The sequence below is a fragment of the Halalkalicoccus sp. NIPERK01 genome (assembly GCF_030287405.1).
Taxonomy (GTDB): domain Archaea; phylum Halobacteriota; class Halobacteria; order Halobacteriales; family Halalkalicoccaceae; genus Halalkalicoccus.
In genome coordinates, this window is record NZ_JASVVV010000002.1 from 268,819 (window position 1) to 285,971 (window position 17,153).

General features: G+C 65.5%; 15 protein-coding genes. 7 read left to right on the forward strand and 8 right to left on the reverse strand.

Annotation, left to right across the window (positions count from 1 at the left end; genetic code table 11):
• Positions 1-2: 2 nt before the first annotated feature.
• The 4 genes from QRT08_RS07465 to uvrA form a co-directional block, all read right to left on the reverse strand.
• Positions 3-1,097, reverse strand: coding sequence for a geranylgeranyl reductase family protein (locus QRT08_RS07465; protein ID WP_286045308.1), 1,095 nt, complete (start codon positions 1,095-1,097; stop codon positions 3-5).
• 291 nt (positions 1,098-1,388) lie between these two features.
• A complete protein-coding gene (locus QRT08_RS07470) occupies positions 1,389-2,375 on the reverse strand; it encodes a WD40/YVTN/BNR-like repeat-containing protein (RefSeq protein WP_286045309.1) in 987 nt (328 codons plus the stop codon).
• A gap of 42 nt (positions 2,376-2,417) precedes the next feature.
• Positions 2,418-3,614 (reverse strand): MFS transporter, encoded by a 1,197-nt coding sequence (locus tag QRT08_RS07475; RefSeq protein WP_286045310.1) that lies wholly within the window; start codon positions 3,612-3,614, stop codon positions 2,418-2,420.
• Positions 3,615-3,691: 77 nt separating this feature from the next.
• Entirely contained in the window at positions 3,692-6,634 is a 2,943-nt protein-coding gene (gene uvrA / locus QRT08_RS07480) for an excinuclease ABC subunit UvrA (RefSeq protein WP_286045311.1), read from the reverse strand.
• A 142-nt stretch (positions 6,635-6,776) separates the two neighbouring features.
• Between uvrA and QRT08_RS07485 the strand changes: the two genes are divergently transcribed.
• Together QRT08_RS07485 and QRT08_RS07490 are read left to right on the forward strand one after the other, a co-directional pair.
• Complete coding sequence (locus QRT08_RS07485) at positions 6,777-7,388, forward strand: MarR family winged helix-turn-helix transcriptional regulator (RefSeq protein ID WP_286045312.1); 612 nt, start codon at positions 6,777-6,779, stop codon at positions 7,386-7,388.
• Entirely contained in the window at positions 7,273-8,391 is a 1,119-nt protein-coding gene (locus tag QRT08_RS07490; protein WP_286045666.1) for an MFS transporter, read from the forward strand. The genes QRT08_RS07485 and QRT08_RS07490 overlap by 116 nt, the downstream gene beginning before the upstream one ends.
• A gap of 54 nt (positions 8,392-8,445) precedes the next feature.
• Here QRT08_RS07490 and QRT08_RS07495 read toward each other — a convergent pair whose 3' ends face one another.
• The 3 genes from QRT08_RS07495 to QRT08_RS07505 form a co-directional block, all read right to left on the reverse strand.
• A complete protein-coding gene (locus tag QRT08_RS07495) occupies positions 8,446-9,351 on the reverse strand; it encodes a serine/threonine-protein kinase RIO2 (protein ID WP_286045313.1) in 906 nt (301 codons plus the stop codon).
• A 256-nt stretch (positions 9,352-9,607) separates the two neighbouring features.
• Positions 9,608-11,251 (reverse strand): transposase, encoded by a 1,644-nt coding sequence (locus tag QRT08_RS07500; RefSeq protein ID WP_286045314.1) that lies wholly within the window; start codon positions 11,249-11,251, stop codon positions 9,608-9,610.
• A 292-nt stretch (positions 11,252-11,543) separates the two neighbouring features.
• Positions 11,544-12,035 (reverse strand): hypothetical protein, encoded by a 492-nt coding sequence (locus QRT08_RS07505; RefSeq protein ID WP_286045315.1) that lies wholly within the window; start codon positions 12,033-12,035, stop codon positions 11,544-11,546.
• 257 nt (positions 12,036-12,292) lie between these two features.
• Here QRT08_RS07505 and QRT08_RS07510 point away from each other — a divergent pair, with 257 nt between their 5' ends.
• The 5 genes from QRT08_RS07510 to ubaA all read left to right on the forward strand — a co-directional run bounded on the left by QRT08_RS07510 (position 12,293) and on the right by ubaA (position 16,167).
• A complete protein-coding gene (locus QRT08_RS07510; protein ID WP_286045316.1) occupies positions 12,293-13,102 on the forward strand; it encodes an aldo/keto reductase in 810 nt (269 codons plus the stop codon).
• A gap of 39 nt (positions 13,103-13,141) precedes the next feature.
• Complete coding sequence (locus QRT08_RS07515) at positions 13,142-13,756, forward strand: class I SAM-dependent methyltransferase (protein WP_286045317.1); 615 nt, start codon at positions 13,142-13,144, stop codon at positions 13,754-13,756.
• Between the two features lie 49 nt (positions 13,757-13,805).
• Positions 13,806-14,564, forward strand: coding sequence for a TrmB family transcriptional regulator (locus QRT08_RS07520; protein ID WP_286045318.1), 759 nt, complete (start codon positions 13,806-13,808; stop codon positions 14,562-14,564).
• Positions 14,565-14,718: 154 nt separating this feature from the next.
• The gene (locus QRT08_RS07525) at positions 14,719-15,291 is read left to right on the forward strand and encodes a 50S ribosomal protein L15e (RefSeq protein WP_286045319.1); all 573 of its coding nucleotides are present in this window, start codon (positions 14,719-14,721) and stop codon (positions 15,289-15,291) included.
• A gap of 54 nt (positions 15,292-15,345) precedes the next feature.
• Positions 15,346-16,167 (forward strand): SAMP-activating enzyme E1, encoded by an 822-nt coding sequence (ubaA, locus tag QRT08_RS07530; RefSeq protein WP_286045320.1) that lies wholly within the window; start codon positions 15,346-15,348, stop codon positions 16,165-16,167.
• A 107-nt stretch (positions 16,168-16,274) separates the two neighbouring features.
• On the opposite strand, the gene QRT08_RS07535 is transcribed toward ubaA, so the two are convergent.
• Complete coding sequence (locus QRT08_RS07535; protein WP_286045321.1) at positions 16,275-17,054, reverse strand: DUF4350 domain-containing protein; 780 nt, start codon at positions 17,052-17,054, stop codon at positions 16,275-16,277.
• Positions 17,055-17,153: the final 99 nt, after the last annotated feature.

Genomic DNA, 17,153 nt, shown 5'->3' on the forward strand with positions numbered 1-17,153 from the left:
GGCTACGACCGCGAGAGCAGCGCCCGCAACTGGCCGCGCGAGAAGAGCGAACTCGGCCGGTCCATGTGGACGCCGATCTCCCCCGAGAACGCGCGCAACCCCGCCGACTGGACGGGTTCGGGCAGCGAGTAGGCCCGCCGGAGCACGCTCCCGAGGCGGATCTCGCGCGAGAGGTCCGAGCGCCACGCCTTCTCGTACCTCTTCAGCGTCTTCGGGCGCTCGGGGTCGACGGTGTCGGCGGCGTGGTCCGCCGCGGTCATCCCGTAGAGGATGCCCCCGCCGGTGAAGGGTTTCGTCTGGGCGGCGGCGTCCCCGATCAGGAAGCCCCGCTCGCTCGTGACCCGCTTCGGCGGCCCGATCGGGATCGCCCCCGAACAGAAGTCCGCGGTCTCGACGCCGTAGTCGTCCGTGAACGCCTCGAAGAGGTCGCGGACCTCGCGTCCCGGCGGCGCGGCCAGGCCGTACTCGACGCCGGCTTCTCCTCGGGGAATCCGCCACGCGAAAAAGCGCGGGGTCGTGAGGTGGACGTCGACGAAGTCGGCGTGGTCCGCCGTCGCGTCGAAGCCCAGCACCCCGTGGAGGAGTTCGCCGGGTTCGTCGATCCCGAGGTCGCGGCGGGTGCGCGAGACGGGGCCGTCACAGCCGGCGACCATGCGCGCGCGGAACTGCGCGCTCCCGTCGGGCGTGCTCGCCGAGACGACGACGTGGTCGTCCTCCTCCGTGACGCCCGTGACGGTGTGGTGCTCGCGGAGGTCCGCGCCGGCCTCGCGGGCGGCCGCCGCGAGGTGCTCGTCGAGTCCAACCCGGTCGATCACGTTCGAGATCGGCTCGTCGGTGTAGAACGGGTAGGCCTCGCCCTCGGGGTCGTCGGGACCCGTGAGGTAGAATCGCGCGCCCGTGATCTCGTTCTGGAGGAGGTCCTCGCGCGCGCCGTCGGGCGCGTACTCCCAGACGTCGGTGCTGACGTGGCCCGAACAGGCCAACGGCTTGCCGACCGAGCCCTGCTCCAGGGCGAGCACGTCGTAGCCCTCCTCGGCGGCGCGACGGGCGAAGCGTGAACCGGCGGGGCCGGCCCCGACCACGACGAAGTCGTACATTCGACCGTGAGTACCGGATCGACGGCTAAATACCTTCGCGGTCCCGGGGCCGGCGGAAACGACGAAAACCCGATCGAACGTCACCAATAATGGGGCGATCAGACACACTGATACGGCTCGAACGCCGATGGTCGGCCGGGTTCGCTCGGATTCAGGTGCCTCTGATCCGGCCCGACCCGCTTTTCATACCGTCGATCGTGGGAGCGTGACCTGCGGCCCGGAGTCGACGGGCAACGGCACGAGTCGCGCCCGTCGTGGCTCCACTCGGTTCACGGGGTACGACCGCCAGTATCAGACGACCGCCAGCCCGCGAGGGGCCCCGTTCTCGAACGCCGGGGACCAGTCGACCGGGAGGCGCTCCCAGGAATCGCCATCGTCCGTCGAGCGAAACAGCCCGCGGTTGTTCACGGCGTAGAACCCACCCTCGTGGGCCGCGAGTACCGCCCGCACGACGCCCTCGCCGGTCGGAAGCCCGCGGTCGTCGAGGCGTTCCCACCGGCCGTCGCGGCGGCGGTAGACGTACGCGTCGGCCGCGTCGACCGAGTGCGCCGAACGCGCCCCGCTCGCGCTCGAGACGAGGACCGTGTCGGGGTCGGCCGGGTCGGGACACACGCTCCAGCAGTAGCGATGCGCCAACCCGTTCTGGGGGTGGGTCCACGTCTCGCCGCCATCCCGGCTCTCGGCGTAGCCGTCGCCCGCCGCCGAGTACACCCGGCCCGGGGCGTCGGGATGGGTCGCGAGCGAGTGGTTGTCACGGCGCGACCCAGGGGGGCGCTCGCGCCACGTCCCCCCGACGTCGTCGCTGACGATCAGCGCCCCGAGTTCGATCCCGACGTATATCCTACCGGAGTCGTGGGGGTCGAGTTCGATCCACCGGACGTGGTGCGTGTCGGGCCTGGGCGGGAAGAACCACTCCGGTTCGGAGGGGAGGTCGGCGATTCCCTCGACGTGCTCCCAGCTCTCGCCCGCGTCCCGCGACCGGTAGACCGCGCTGGGTTCGGTGCCGACCCAGACCTCCTCGGGGTCGTGTGGGCTGACCGTCGCGCTCATCACGCGATCCGAGTCGATCGACCGGCCGACCCGCTCGAAGGAGCGCCCGCCGTCGGCGCTCCGCAGGAGGCCGCCCTCGAAGGTGCCGACGAAGACCCTTTCGGGAACCTCGGGCGAGACGGCGACGCACTGGAGGTCGTGCGTTCCGAGACGACGCTCCGCCTCCCAGCCCGCTTCCTCGCTGGCGACGAGCAGCGTGTCCCGCATGGCCGCGTAGACGGTCGACATGACGATGGGTAGGGGGTCGACGGACAAAAGCGGTGAGGGCGATCAGGTGCGTGCCCCGCGGGACGTGTATCGAAGCGCGCCGACGCAGACGAGGCCGGCGAGCGCGCCGACCGCGAGCGTCGGAAAGGCGAGCGCGTAGCCGCCGGCGTCGAGCGCCCACCCGAAGACGACCGGTGAGACGACGGTCGTGCTGAACCCGACGAACGACTGGATCGACAGCGCGGTGCCGATCCGCTCGGGCGCGACGATCTCGGTGATCGCCGTGGAGGTCGGCGCGCTGTCCATCGTGACGGCGACGCCGTAGACGAACACGAGCGCGACGAGCGCGGGAAGCGAGAGCCAGTCCAACAGCCCGAGCGTCGCGCTGATCAGCCCGCTCGTCGCCAGCGCGACCGCGACGACGCGGAGGCGTCCGACCCGGTCGCTGAGCGCACCGCCGAGCAGGTTCCCGGGACCGCCGAGCGCCACCGCGACGCCCACGAGCGTCCCGGCGAGCAGTTCGGGCGAGCGCGTCGCCGCGAGGGCGGGCGCCGCGATCAGGAAGGCGGGCAGCCAGTTTCGCATCCCGAACAGCTCCCAGTTGTGCCACGAGTAGACCCCGACGGCGGCGAGATACGGGCGGTTGCGGAGCACCGCGAGGTCGACCCCGCCGCCCGTTCGCTCGGCGTCCGGCGCGTCGTGGCCCGCCACGAGGACGAGCGGCGCGACACAGAGCGCGCCGACGCTGGTCGCGACGACCGCCGTCCGCCAGTCGAGGGCGGCGGCGACCGACCCCGCGAGCAGGAAGGAGAGCCCGCTGCTCGCCGAGAAGGTGCCGACGTAGACGCCCATCGCCGTTCCCCGTGCTGTCTCGGGGTACCACTCGGCGACGAAGCGCATCCCGGGGACGTAGACGCCGGCCATGCCGACCCCGGCGACCAACCGGAGGAGGGTGCCCGAGAGGAATCCGGTAGCGAACAGGCCGAACGCGAGGCTCGCCCCGCCGGTGACCGTCGCGCCGACCGCGATCGACCACCGCGGGGAGCGACGGTCGACGAGCATCCCCACGGGGACGATCGCGGCGAGGTAGCCCGCCTGGAACGCGGCGAAGACGATCCCCGCACGCGTGCCCGAGATCCCCCAATCGGCGACGATCAGCGGCAACACCGCCGAGTAGTTGAACCAGACGAGGACCGAGAGAAAGAGCGAGACGCTCACGACCGCGAGCATCCGCGTTCGGGGCCGCTCGAAGGGGACCATTCCCGGCGAACCGACCACGGAAAGGGGAATAACCGTTCGGATGGCGGGCGAAATCGCCGGCGGCCACCGATCGGCGGTCAGTCGTCGGCGAGTGCGGGCTTTCGTTCGTCCGAGCGCGGGCCCTCGATGTCGACCGCGGGCAGCAGGTCCCGGAGATAGCGGCCCGTGTGGGAGGCCTCGATCTCGGCGACCTCCTCGGGGGTGCCCTCGGCGACGATTTCTCCCCCGTTTTCGCCGCCCTCGGGACCCAGATCCACGATGTGGTCGGCGTTCTTCACGAGGTCGAGTTCGTGTTCGACGACGACCACGGAGTTGCCGCCGTCGACCAGTCGTTGGAGAACGCTGATGAGCTTTCGCTCGTCCTCGCTGTGGAGGCCGGTGGTCGGCTCGTCGAGCAGGTAGAGCGTGTCGCCGGTGTCGCGCTTGCCGAGTTCCTCGGCGAGTTTGATGCGCTGTGCCTCACCTCCCGACAGCGTCGTCGAGGGCTGGCCCAGTCGCATGTAATCGAGGCCCACATCGGAAAGGAGTTGGAGGCGACTCGTGAGCCGCGTGTCGTGTTCGAAGAAGTCGAGGGCCTCCTCGACGCTCATGTCGAGGACGTCGGCGATCGTCTTCCCCTTGTATTCGACGTCGAGCGTCGCGTCGTTGTACCGCGAGCCCCCGCAGGCCTCGCAGGGCACGTAGACGTCCGAGAGGAAGTTCATCTCGATCTTTACAGTACCTTGCCCGCCACACTCCTCACAGCGCCCGCCCTTGACGTTGAACGAGAACCGCCCCTTCTCGTAGCCCCGCTGTTTCGCGAGGCTGGTCTCGGCGAACAGTTTACGGACGTAGTCGAAGACGCCGGTGTAGGTCGCGGGGTTCGATCTGGGAGTACGCCCGATGGGCGACTGGTCGATCAGGCGGACCTTCTCGATGTTCTCGATCCCCTCCACGTCGTCGTGGTCGCCGGGATCGACCGATGTATTGTCGTTCATCCGGCGGGCGAGCGCCTTGTAGAGGATCTCGAACATCAGGGTGGACTTGCCCGACCCCGAGACGCCCGTGATCGCCGTGAACGCTCCGACGGGGATTTCGACGTCCACGTCCTTCAGGTTGTGCTGGCGCGCGCCCCTGACCGTCAGCGTCTCCTCGAACCCTCGGCGCTCGTCGGGCACCGGGATCGACTTCCGACCGGAGAGGTAGTCGCCGGTGATCGACTCCTCGGCCGCACAGATGTCCTCGAAGTCGCCCTGTGCGACGACCTCGCCGCCGCGCTTTCCGGGGCCGGGCCCCATGTCGACGATGGTGTCCGCCCGGCGCATCGTCGCCTCGTCGTGCTCGACGACGATCAGGGTGTTGCCCAGATCCCGCAACCCTTCGAGGGTGTCGAGCAGGCGGTCGTTGTCGCGCTGGTGCAGTCCGATGGACGGTTCGTCGAGGACGTAGAGCACGCCCACGAGCCCGCTCCCGACCTGGGTGGCGAGGCGGATGCGCTGGCTCTCACCACCGGAGAGGGTCGCGGCCTCCCGGTCGAGGGTGAGGTATTCGAGGCCGACTTCCTCCATGAACCCGAGCCGCGCGCGGATCTCCTTCAAGATCTCCTCGGCGATGGTCAACTCGCGCTCCGTAAGAGCGGCCTCCATCCCCTCGAAGTGCGAGAGGGCGTCGCCAATGGACATCCGGTTGACCTCGGTGATCGCGGTGCCGTCGACCAGCACGTGACGCGACTGCTCCTTGAGGCGGGTGCCCTCGCAGGCGGGACACTCGGTGACGGCCATGTAGTCCTCGATGTGCTCGCGCGTCGAGTCCGAATCCGTCTCGATGTGGCGGCGCTGCAGGTTGGGGATGACGCCCTCGAAGCGCTTTTCCTTTCGCCGGGTCCCGTTTCGCGTCGAGCGCTTGAACACCACCCGTCGATCCGTCCCGTAGAGGAACTGTTCCTGAATATCGTCGGAGAGCTCCTCGAACGGGGTCGAGGGGCTCACGCCGAAGTGCTCCGCCACGGAGTCGATCCGCGTTCTGTAGTACGAGCGCTTGTAGCTCCACGGCTCGAAGACGTTCTTCAGGGGTTTTCCGGGGTCCCGAACCACGAGCGACTCGTCGACCTCCTTCGTCTTACCCAGTCCTTCGCACTCCGGGCAGGCCCCGTAGGGGCTGTTGAACGAAAAGGAGCGAGTCTCGATCTCGGAGAAGCGGAAGTCGCTGTTGGGGTTGCCCAGTTCCTCGGAGAACTCGATCGTGACCCGGTCGTCGCCCTCACCGCCGAGCGACCCCGTCGAGCGGGTGTTCGAGCCCAGATCCATTCCTTCAGGTGGGTCCGGAACGATGAGTTTGAGGACGCCGTCGGCCTCGTCGAGCGCGGTCTCGACGCTGTCTGCGATCCGCGCCCGTGCGTCCGGCGAGATCTCGATCCGGTCGACGATCACGTCGATCGTGTGGTCGTAGTTCTTGTCCAGGTCGGGTCGATCGAGCGTGAGGTCGTAGCCCTCGCCGTCGACCTCAACTCTGGAATACCCCTCGGAAACGAGTTCGTCGAAGAGGTCCTCGAACGCGCCCTTCCGGTCGCGGGCGACCGGTGCGGCGATCATCGCCCGCGTGCCCTTGGGTAACGAAAGGATCCCTCGGACCATGTCCTGAGCGCTCTGTTCGCCGACCTCCTCGCCCGTGATCGGGTCGTACTGCGTGCCGATCCGGGCGTAGAGCAGGCGGAGGTAGTCGTGGAGTTCGGTGACGGTGCCGACGGTCGAACGGGGGTTGTTCGCGGCGTTCTTCTGGTCGATCGAGATCGCCGGCGAGAGCCCCTCGACGGACTCGACCTGTGGCTTGTCCATCTGCCCGAGGAAGTTCCGGGCGTAGGCGGACAGCGACTCGATATACCGGCGCTGGCCCTCGGCGTAGATCGTCTCGAAGGCGAGCGAGGACTTGCCCGACCCCGACAGCCCGGTGACGACGGTGAACTGCTCGCGGGGGATCGACACGTCGAGGTCCTTGAGGTTATGTTCCTCTGCTCCACGGACCTCAATAAAATCCCGACTCATTGGGAGTTTCCTATGGGTGCGAGGGGGGTATACCCATCGGTTTCAGCGGCAAGCACTGGGAATGAATGACACGGTACGGGACCGTACACGGGCGTCGTGAACCGATCGACACGATTAGTTGCCGGGGCAACGAATCGGCGTCATGGCCGGTGCGCATCTGGCGAGGCTTGTCTCGCTCGCGGGTCGCGCGCTGAGCGCGCGGATCGTGGCGGGGCTCGACGAGCACGGAATCGGACGGGGCGAGTATCGGGTGCTGTTCGCGCTCTGTGAGCGGGAGGGGGTCTCCCAGACGGACCTCTGTGAGCGCCATCGGCTCGATAAGGGCGCGCTGGCGCGAGTCGTGGCCCGCCTCGAAGAACGGGGCTACGTCGAGCGCCGTCCCGACCCCGACGACGGGCGCCGAAAGCTGCTGTACCTCACCGACGCGGGCGAGGCGCTCCGCCCCGAGATCGAGGATCTGAAGGCGCGCATCGACCGGGAGCTCACGGCGGGGTTCTCCGAGGCCGAGCGGGAGGCGTTCGCCGAGTCGCTCGAGCGGGCCTGTCGGAACCTGGGAGTACCCCGGAGGGCGAGCGGTGATGGACCGCTCCGCGGATCGAGCGCTCTGGGTGATCGTCGCCTCGGCGACCCTGACCGTGATGGCGGGGGCGATCCTCGGCCCGATCACCAACGAGATCCGAATTGCACTGGAGGTCTCGCCGTCGCTCGCGGGCCTCATCATCACGACCCACGGCCTGTTCATCGTCCTCTGTAGCCCGTTCGTCGGCGCGCTGATCGACCGGATCGGTCCCCGAGTGCCCTACATCGCCGGCCTCTTCCTCTACGCGCTCGCGGGCGGGGCGGGGCTGGTGATCGAGTCGTTCGTCCCGCTCCTGATCTCGCGTGCGGTGCTGGGGGTCGGGGTCGCGCTGATCTACACCTCGATCACGGTGTTGATCTACGGTCTCTATGCGGACTCGCGAAAGGACCGGGTGATGGGGCTTCGGGGCAGCGCGAACAGCGTCGGCGCGGCGGTCTGGCCGCTTTTGGGCGGCGCGCTCGGGACGCTCGCGTGGCAACTCCCGTTCGGGGTCTACCTGCTCGGGCTCCCCCTGGGAATCCTCGCGGCGCTCACCGTTCCCGACGTGTCCCCGGCGAGCGACGCGGGGCCGGTCGGCGAGCGCTCCGTCCTCGAGATCCTCCGCTCGACGCCGCTGCTGGTTGCGGTCTACGGGCTGATGTTCCTCACGAACCTGCTGCTGTACGCGAACGTCGTCTATTACCCGCCACTCCTGGAGGGGTTCGGGATCGAGACACCGGTCGTGATCAGCCTCTACCTGTCGGTGCTCGGGCTCTCGGGCGGGGTGAGCGCCGCGCTGTACGACCGGATCCGGAACCGCTTCGAGTACCACGAACTCGCGGGGATCGCCTTCGGGCTCTGGACGGTCGCGTTCGTGCTCGCCACCACAGCTACCTCCGCGCTGCTGGCGGTCGTCCCGATGGTGCTGTACGGCCTCGGGCAGGGGTTGGTCTTCCCCACCGTCCTGTTGTGGGTCGAGGAACTCGTTCCGCGGGAGCATCAGGGCCGGTTCAGTTCCTACGTGGCGATGGCGGGCTATATCGGCCAGTTCCTCTCGCCGGTTCTCTTTGGCCCCGTCGTCGCCGGCTTCGGGATACGAGGGGTCTTCGCGAGCGCCGCGGTGGCCGTGGGCACTGGCCTGCTCGTGGTCGTCGGAGCGAGCCATCGTCGCTCACGTCCCCCGGAGAGGTGGGGGTGATCGGAGTAGTCGAGGAGCGACGATTCCCACAGATTATGTATCGCCGTATGGGGTTTATTCGAGGTCGGCGAGGCGCTCGAAGGATCCCTCGCGAACGGCGGCGACGAGTTCGCTCTCGTCGATTTCGGGGACTTTTCCGGGGTACTTTCGCTCGAAATACCCGAACAGGTTGCGGACGTCGCGTCCGAGGAACTCCTCCGCGTTCTCGTGGTCGGCGGGGACCGCCTGTGGCCAGTCGAAGATCGTGATTCCCTCCTCGCTCACGAAGACGTTGTACTGGCTCATGTCGGCGTGGACGTAGCCCATCTCGTACGCCCGTGTGAGTTCCCGGAGGATCATATCGAGGATCGGGCGGACCTGCTCGGGTTCGAGTTTCGTCCGCGAGAGTTCGACGCCCTCTATTTTCTCCATGATCAGCGCGTGGCGGTTCTGGTCCTCGGGACGAGGGACCGAAACGTCGGGATAGAGCGCTTCGAGGGCCTCGTACTCGCGCTCGGCGGCCTTTCGAGCGGTGTAGAACCACGAGAGGTGCTCCTTCTCGGCGGTGTAATCGCGCTCGCGGCGAACCTCCCTGAAGTTCGTATAGCCCTCGCGGTGGAACTTCAGTGCCATCGGGCGGTACGACTGGACCTCGAAGACGTCGCTTTCCTTGCCGACGCCCAGCGGAACGCCGAATCCCTCGATGGTGCCTCGCTGGGCGAACGTTCGCAGTGCGAGGGCGTCGTAGCCGTCCATCCGCAGGCGAACCCCCTCGTACTGGATGGTCTTCCGTTCGACGAGTTTGCGATCCAGACAGCGATTCAGTCGGAAGTCGACCTCCTCGGGCGTGAGACGCGAGAACCGCGGAAGCTTCTCGCGGTTCACCCACTCGCTGAATCGCATCCCGTGTTCGACACCCGAGAGGAGGTGAAAGTCCTCGGGCGCGAGGTCCTGCATGACGCTCGCGACGTTTCGTGCCATTGGCTCCGGTAGGAGCGACGCGCCTAAAAGCCCCGCGAGGACCCGCGATGAATCACATGCGACGATATAGAATCGAGGGTCACGTGTTCCGAATGTGTCCAGTTTCGTGCAGTATGTGGGCTTTTTCTCTGCACGAGCAGTCAGGGAAGAGCGGAACTGCAGCGTGTTGCTCCGCCCGGCAGGAGAATCACTGAAAACCGTTACTATGTGTTCGTTGTGTCTTTTAAATGGGGAATAGAAGTATGCGAGTGCAGGATTACGCGAGAAGTTTGCGCGATTTCACCGCGTTGATGAATCGCTTAGCCTTCAAACGCGGTTTCGTCCGCACTTCAACCTCGTCAATACTCAACTGAATCAGGAAGTCGATAAGTCGCCACATATTGTAGAGTAGTATCCCGAACGCAAAGTGGAACAATCGAACTACGGGTTCCTTCGAGGAAGTCCACGGAAGGAACGTTTTCAGCGACTGATACGCACTCTCAATGCCCCACCGCCGACGATACCTATTGATGGTTTTTTCAGTCCGTTCGCGTTCAACTTCCAGTCCATCGTCTACGTCCAAATTTGTGTAGAACGCGACAGTGCCCGCTTCATCGTCTTCACTCTTGATAGACGGGAGCAACACACGGGTCGTTCTCACTTTCTCATTCGTGGCCCCGCCTCGTACGTTCCCGTGAATCGGGTACTCGTGAGCCACCTCAACATCATGCCCCATCCGATGGATGTCATTTTTGATACGGGAGTTCAGTGGAACTGGGATGACGTATCTAACCGGGCGCTGGTTGAGTGTGTTCAACACATCGGCAGATGCGAACGCACTGTCTGCGTACACGGTATCGATACTGACGTGGTGGAGTGCTTTGTCAAGCAGTTCCTCAACGAGAATTCCCATATTGTCATTTTCGTGAACTGGTTTCAACCCGAGCATGAACTTCACATTCTCTCCCACGATGGCGATCGTCGCGTACCTGTAACTCCAATCGTACTCCGTGTCTGGCCGTTCGCGCGTATCCACAATCCACTCGCTCTGTCTCGCGTGGTCAGTATCACCGTAGAATGGGAGGAGCGTAATATCGATAGCGACAGTCGCAGGGCGCTCGAATTCGAGATGTCGTTTCGCCGTGTTGAGCATCAACCCAGTCGAATTATGAAGCATCCGAAGTACGTCAGACCGTTCTAACCGCTTCATGTACTCTACAAAGATGCCTCCACCGGGGCCGCCACCATTTCGGTCGGTGTTATCGTTGTAGATTTCCGAACCCTGCTTGGCAGCAGTACGCGTCAATCCCATCGTACACTCCGTTTCAATAAACGAATTGAGGTGGTATTGAGCGTTTGACGCTCGAAGAGGCATCCAGTCACTCCATTCGTCAGCGATGAGATTGACCATCTCACGCGGAACGCTATCGAGTTTGTCACCGATGAAGCGATTCACACTACGATGAGAATGATTACCCTTATCTTCAGGAGCAAGCGCCCCCGTACTGAGTGGATGGCCGGTTGCTTGAACGTGCGCTTCAATCCACTCTGCTTTCCGCTTGAGCGAGTCTTTGAGGTCTTCTGAAAGCCGATTATTCCTCGCTCTGGTCAGGGTTGAACGGCTTGGAAGTTCGTCTGGTTCGAAGCCGAATGCGGTCGCCGTCTCTATGTCTTCCGTGATGGTATCAATCGTCTTGCGGTCAGACCACCCGGTGAGGTGTCGGAGAAAGTATGCTCGAACCATCGCCTCGAATGGTTTGGATGATGGATGCCAGTTGGGATGAGCGTCATCGTCGTTAGAGATGAGAAAATCAAGGCTCGTTGCGAGATCAAGCGGCGTTGCATCAGGATTGGATTCCAGTAGGTCACGGGCGGCGCGTTGGAATGGAGTACTCGCTGTATCTACTCCTATTCGAGTCATTCTCGTGCAACACACGCGACTCTCGCCAGCGTGTTTTACCCCAGTACTCCTATCGTCAAAAAGCCCCGTCAAGCGGAGTGAAAGTGATCCAGTCGATCGGCTGAGAATAATGATTAAGTCCTGTCAAAAGTGCGGGCCTACTACAGAGAGGGTATTCAGCGATAGAGTTGCTTCAATTCATAGGTTCTTGAGTGAAACAGTCGCTCGATAGTTCGTGCGTATTGATTATAGAATCCTCATCAGATACTGACACTATTCGCCCTCGCGATGGCTGTCACTGATTTGATGCCCCTCAAATCTCTGCCGACGGTCCCCGGTCGGCACTTCTGTGGGCATCTATAGTGAGTGATAGTGCGGCGGCCAGCAGGAACAGCGTCGGGAGTATGAAATACCACCCAATACTCATGAGTCCGATGACCGAGATGACTGCGCCGACCAGTGCCGTAACCCACGTTATGCGCCGGTGTCCGGCCCAAGCAGCGCTCCCTCCAAGAGCAACGAGTCCAATTAGAACTACCGCCCAGAAGAACAGCACCGGGGCGTTCCCGCCGGCACTACCGAGCAAGTAGTCAATCCCGGCCCCACAGCCACGAGTGACTTCGCTGGTAGTAGTAGTCACCTCGCCGCTGCTGGTCGCCTCGCCACTTCCCGACTGACTGGTCCAACAGGAAACGGGCCCAAACACGCCCATCAAAGCCATGAACCCGATTGCGCCAGTCAAACCAGCCAGTGCAGCGGCGCTATGGGCAATATTTCGGAGTGACGGTCTGGTGTACTCATTCATATTGAATATTATTGTTCAATTTATTATAAATATGCGGGCTGAAAGAGGCATTCTCTCTATCTACCAACCTAATTCCCCTTCGATGACTACTGGCCAGTGACCGATTCGGGCACTGAATCCAACACATTTTCTTGACCTGATAAATAATATCCGTGATAGTATCGTAGAGAAATCCATGCACGAGTTTTGACGTTCGGAACTCGTGGAGGGTCGGCCGCCGTCGGTAGCTTGATTGTGCCGCTGGCGATGGATGGGGTATGGCTGGAGACCTCCCGCGGATGGGGCTCGGGACCTACTCGGATACGAACCGCGAGCAGTGGGCCGGATGTGTCGAGGCGGCCCTCGAAACGGGATACCGACACGTCGACACGGCGCAGGTCTACGGGAACGAGGAGTACGTCGGCGAGGGGATCGCCCGCTCGGGCGTCCCCCGCGAGGAGGTGTTCCTCGCGACCAAAACGGTCCACGTCGACGTTCCCGGCCCCTCGCGGTCGGCGATCGTCGACTCCGTCGAGGAGAGCCTCGAGAGGCTTCGGACGGGGTACGTCGACCTGCTGTACGTCCACTGGCCCGTCGGCTGTTACGACCCCGAGACGACGCTCGGCGCGTTCGACGAACTCCACGACGAGGGGCTGATCCGCAACGTCGGCGTCTCGAACTTCGAGCCCGAGACCATAGAGGAGGCTCGCGGGATCCTCGACGCGCCGATCTTCGCGAACCAGGTCGAGTGTCACCCGTTCCTCCCGCAGGAGGAACTCCGGGCGTACGCCGTCGAACACGACCACTGGCTGGTCGCCTACTGCCCGCTCGCGCGCGGGGAAGTCTTCGACGACCCCGTCCTCGGGTCGATCGCCGAGGCCCACGGGACGAGCGAGGCACAGGTCTCGCTGGCCTGGTTGCTCTCGAAGGAGAACGTCGCGGTCGTCCCGCGCTCGACGAGCGCGGGGCACATCCGCGAGAACTTCGCGGCCCGCGACCTCGAGCTCACGGACGAAGAGATCGAGCGGATCGACGCCATCGAGCGCGAACACCGGCTCATCGACCGCGAGTACGCGCCGTGGAACTGATCCCGGTATCGTGAAGCGATCCCGGACCGTTCCCCATCCATGGACGACGGACACCCGCTCTTCGCGGCGCTGTACGACCCGCTGACGCGGGTCGCGGAACGACGGCTTCGGCCGGAACGCGCGTGGCTCACGGAGGGGCTGTCGGGGCGCGTTCTCGACCTCGGTTGCGGGACCGGCGCGATGTTCCCCTACCTCTGCGGTCGGGACCTCGACCTCCACGCGCTCGAACCGGATCCACACATGCGAAAACGGGCGAAACGCCGCGCCGCGGACCTCGACTGCTCGATCGGGATCCGGGAGGGACGCGCCGAGTCGCTGCCGTACCCCGACGCCTCGTTCGACGCGGTCGTCGTCTCGCTGGTGCTCTGTTCGGTATCGGACGTCGAGGAGAGCGTCGCGGAGATCGCACGCGTGCTCGCGCCCGGCGGCGAGTGTCGATTCCTCGAACACGTCCGCGCGGAGGGGTGGCGGGCAAGGGTGCAGGAGGCGCTGACGCCCTGCTGGCGGCGTGCGGCGGGGGGTTGTCGTCTCGACCGGGAGACGCCCGCGGCGTTCGTCTCGAACCCCGACCTCCGGGTCGAGACGCTCCAGCGCGTCCCTGTCGGTCTCCCACCCGTCGCGCCGACCCTGCGGGGGCGGGCGGTCCGCGAGTAATCGGAATACCCTTCTACGTCCGTGATGTGCGTACACGAAGCGGGTATCCATGACGACCGACGAAACGGCAGCACTCGACGCGTTAGAGCGCCTCGGACTCTCGAACTACGAGGCGAAGGTGTTCATCGCCCTCCAGACGCTCGGAACGGGGACCGCACGCGACGTCTATCGCGTCTCGGAGATCCCCCGCTCGCAGGTGTACGGTGCCGCCGAGAGCCTCGCCGAACGCGGACTGATCGAGGTCCAGCACTCGACGCCGATGCAGTACCGGCCGGTGAGCCTCGCGGAGGCCGAGGAACTGCTCGAAGAGCGGTTCGAACGCGAGCGCACGCAGGCGTTCGACTACCTCGCGGAGGTCCGCGAGCGCCACGATCCGGGCCCGGAGGAACGCGAGGACATCTGGTCGGTCAACGGCGTCGACCACGTCAGCGACCGGATCGAACACCTGATCCGGACGGCCGAGGAGCGGGTCGTCTTCGGGGCGGGAGCGCCGAGGCTGGCGCGGGAGTCGCTCCGGGAGGCGCTCCGCGAGGCCGCGGAGCGAGGGGTCGAGGTGGTGATCGTCAGCGAGGACGCCGAGGTCCGGGCGCTGTTCGAGGACGCCCCCGTCGCGGTCCACGCCCCGCCCGAGGTCCTCCGGAACGTCCGCACCGCCCGGATGCTCGTGGTCGACGATCGGGCGGTGTTGCTGAGCGTCCGCGGCGACGGCGAGGACCAGGAGGCGGCGTTCTGGAGCGAGTCGAGCGGCTTCGCGACCGTGCTGGTCGAACTCCTCACCGGCTGGCTCGAAACCGCCGTCGTGGAGTGATCCGAAGGGCTTAAACGCCGTTCGGCGGTAGAGCAGGTAACTCGCTGGACGACGGGCACCAGCGGGCACCTGTGAGACGCCGCGTGCGGACACAGGCCGGGATGTGGTCCGCGCGAGCCGCGGACTGAACCACTCGACGCCCGTGGTGATGACCATGGCAAAGAGCTTCTACTCACACATCCGAGAGGCATGGAAGAACCCCAAGGAGGGGGCGCTGGGCGAGCTCCAGTGGCAGCGAAAACAGCAGTGGCGCACCGAGGGCGCCATCGAACGCATCGAGCGCCCGACGCGCCTCGATCGCGCGCGCGAACTGGGCTACAAGGCCAAACAGGGGATCGTCCTCGCGCGCGTCAGCGTGCGAAAGGGCACCGCCCGCAAACAGCGCCACAAGGCCGGACGCCGGTCGAAACGCCAGGGCGTCAACCGCGTCACGCGAAACAAGAACCTCCAGCGCGTCGCGGAGGAACGGGCCACGCGGAAGTTCCGCAACCTGCGCGTGCTCAACTCCTACGGCGTCGGCCAGGACGGCTCCCAGAAGTGGTTCGAGGTGATCCTCGTCGACCCCGAGCACCCCGCGATCGAGAACGACGACGACCTCTCGTGGATCTGTGAGGACAGCCAGGGCAACCGCGCGCTGCGCGGCCTGACGAGCGCCGGCCAGCAGAACCGCGGGCTCGGCACGAAGGGCAAAGGGACGGAACACACCCGCCCGAGCCGGAACGGATAGCGCGTTCGCTACTTCTTGCCACGCGCTTATTAGCCGCCGCACCCGAGTGACGGTATGGCCGACCTCTCGCTCGACCCCACGCAGTTGGACCGCTACTCCAGACACATCATCATGGACGAGATCGGGCCGGATGGACAGGCGAAACTCCTCGATTCCCGCGTCCTCGTCATCGGCGCGGGCGGACTGGGCGCGCCGATCATCCAGTACCTGGCCGCTGCGGGCGTCGGAACCCTCGGAATCGCCGACGCCGACGTGGTCGAGCGCTCGAACCTCCAGCGCCAGATCGTCCACGGCGACGCGGACGTGGGCGAGCCGAAGGTCGAGTCGGCTCGAAGATACGTCGAGCGACTCAACCCCGATATCACCGTCGAAACCCACGAACTGCGCGTGGAACCCGAGAACGTCGAGGACCTCATCGCGGAGTACGACGTGGTGGTCGACGGCTCCGATAACTTCCGGACGCGCTATCTGGTCAACGACGCCTGCACCCTCTCGGGGACGCCCTTCTCCCACGGCGCGATCTACAAGTTCGAGGGCCAGGCGATCACCTTCCCCGCCGAGGGCGGGCCGTGCTACCGGTGTCTGTTCCCCGAGGCCCCACCCGAGGACGCCGTGGCGGACTGTGCGACCACCGGGGTTCTGGGCGTGCTTCCCGGCACCGTCGGGTGTATCCAGGCCACCGAGGCGATGAAGCTGGTGCTGGGGTTCGGCGAGGTACTGGACGGGCGACTGCTCGTCTACGACGCCGCCGACATGACGTTCGACGAGGTCCCCGTGAGGCGGAACCCCGACTGTCCCGTCTGTGGCGACGACCCCATCGACTCCATCGAGAACGTCGAGTACGCCGCCGAGGGCTGTCGGGTGAGCGCCGACTGACTCGCACTGTCGGCTGTACGTACCCACCACCGGGAACGAGTGGCAGAGACACCGCCGCGAACGGTCGGATCGTCGGAGTCCCAATCAGAGAGTGACGGCCGACAGTATCAGGCTCCGAACAGGGCGGCGTCGTACTCGGTCGTGAGCGGTTCGAACGGCGCGCCGGCGTTCGCGGCGTCGTCGTTGACCTCGTCGTCGTTGAACCGAAAGGCCAGATCGAGCCGTTCGGCGATCGCGTTCAGGTTGTCGGTCTCGTCGAGGCCGCGGAAGTTCGCCTGGTCGTGCAAGAAGAGCGCGCCGCCGTCCTCGACGAACGCCGCGATCGCGCCTCGCTCGTCGGGATCGAACGCGCGCGGCGGCGTCGTGATCACGAGACCGTCGGCATCGGCAAGGCTCGGCCCGTCGACGGCGTCGACCGAATCGACCTCGTAGCCCCGACGCTCGGCGAGCCCTCTAAAGTGCCCGAACGCGTCGATGGTCCAGTACTGCTCGTGTGAGGCGTCCCACCTGACCCGATCGCCATCGACGAGCGCGTCCCACAGCGAGAGCAGCGCCCGGCCGTTCGAGTCGGCGTAGGTCGCGTCGCCGCCCTGTCGGGCGGGATCGGCGACGAACATCGAGCCGATCCCGGCCACGCGGCCGTCGACCGAGACAAGCGGGATCCGTCCCTCATACCCTACGGGATCGCCCCGGCTGGCGTCGCGGTTGTAGGCGGTCGGTCCGGCCCACGCCGCCACGATCGAGTCGTCGGTCAGCGGCGTGCCGTCGGCGGCGAGTTGGCTGGCCGGCGAGTAGAGCCGGAGCGGAGGGCGGGCGGGGGCAGCGGTGGCGGCCCCGGTTCCGGCGAGGGCTACCCCGGCGGTCGCGAGGAACGTGCGGCGGTCCATATCGCCCAATTCCCCGAGCCGGGTAAATGCTTTCAGGTTTTTCTAGTATAAAATTTATATGTGTAACGAACGGGAAGGCGGAACCGCTTTGGGCGGGTC

Excerpts from the sequence above, each read along its gene's own strand:
- QRT08_RS07465 (WP_286045308.1), bottom strand. The coding sequence starts at position 1,097 with ATGTACGACTTCGTCGTGGTCGGGGCCGGCCCCGCCGGTTCACGCTTC.
- QRT08_RS07470 (WP_286045309.1), bottom strand. The coding sequence starts at position 2,375 with ATGTCGACCGTCTACGCGGCCATGCGGGACACGCTGCTCGTCGCCAGC.
- QRT08_RS07475 (WP_286045310.1), bottom strand. The coding sequence starts at position 3,614 with ATGGTCCCCTTCGAGCGGCCCCGAACGCGGATGCTCGCGGTCGTGAGC.
- uvrA (WP_286045311.1), bottom strand. The coding sequence starts at position 6,634 with ATGAGTCGGGATTTTATTGAGGTCCGTGGAGCAGAGGAACATAACCTC.
- QRT08_RS07485 (WP_286045312.1), top strand. The coding sequence starts at position 6,777 with ATGGCCGGTGCGCATCTGGCGAGGCTTGTCTCGCTCGCGGGTCGCGCG.
- QRT08_RS07490 (WP_286045666.1), top strand. The coding sequence starts at position 7,273 with ATGGCGGGGGCGATCCTCGGCCCGATCACCAACGAGATCCGAATTGCA.
- QRT08_RS07495 (WP_286045313.1), bottom strand. The coding sequence starts at position 9,351 with ATGGCACGAAACGTCGCGAGCGTCATGCAGGACCTCGCGCCCGAGGAC.
- QRT08_RS07500 (WP_286045314.1), bottom strand. The coding sequence starts at position 11,251 with ATGACTCGAATAGGAGTAGATACAGCGAGTACTCCATTCCAACGCGCC.
- QRT08_RS07505 (WP_286045315.1), bottom strand. The coding sequence starts at position 12,035 with ATGAATGAGTACACCAGACCGTCACTCCGAAATATTGCCCATAGCGCC.
- QRT08_RS07510 (WP_286045316.1), top strand. The coding sequence starts at position 12,293 with ATGGCTGGAGACCTCCCGCGGATGGGGCTCGGGACCTACTCGGATACG.
- QRT08_RS07515 (WP_286045317.1), top strand. The coding sequence starts at position 13,142 with ATGGACGACGGACACCCGCTCTTCGCGGCGCTGTACGACCCGCTGACG.
- QRT08_RS07520 (WP_286045318.1), top strand. The coding sequence starts at position 13,806 with ATGACGACCGACGAAACGGCAGCACTCGACGCGTTAGAGCGCCTCGGA.
- QRT08_RS07525 (WP_286045319.1), top strand. The coding sequence starts at position 14,719 with ATGGCAAAGAGCTTCTACTCACACATCCGAGAGGCATGGAAGAACCCC.
- ubaA (WP_286045320.1), top strand. The coding sequence starts at position 15,346 with ATGGCCGACCTCTCGCTCGACCCCACGCAGTTGGACCGCTACTCCAGA.
- QRT08_RS07535 (WP_286045321.1), bottom strand. The coding sequence starts at position 17,054 with ATGGACCGCCGCACGTTCCTCGCGACCGCCGGGGTAGCCCTCGCCGGA.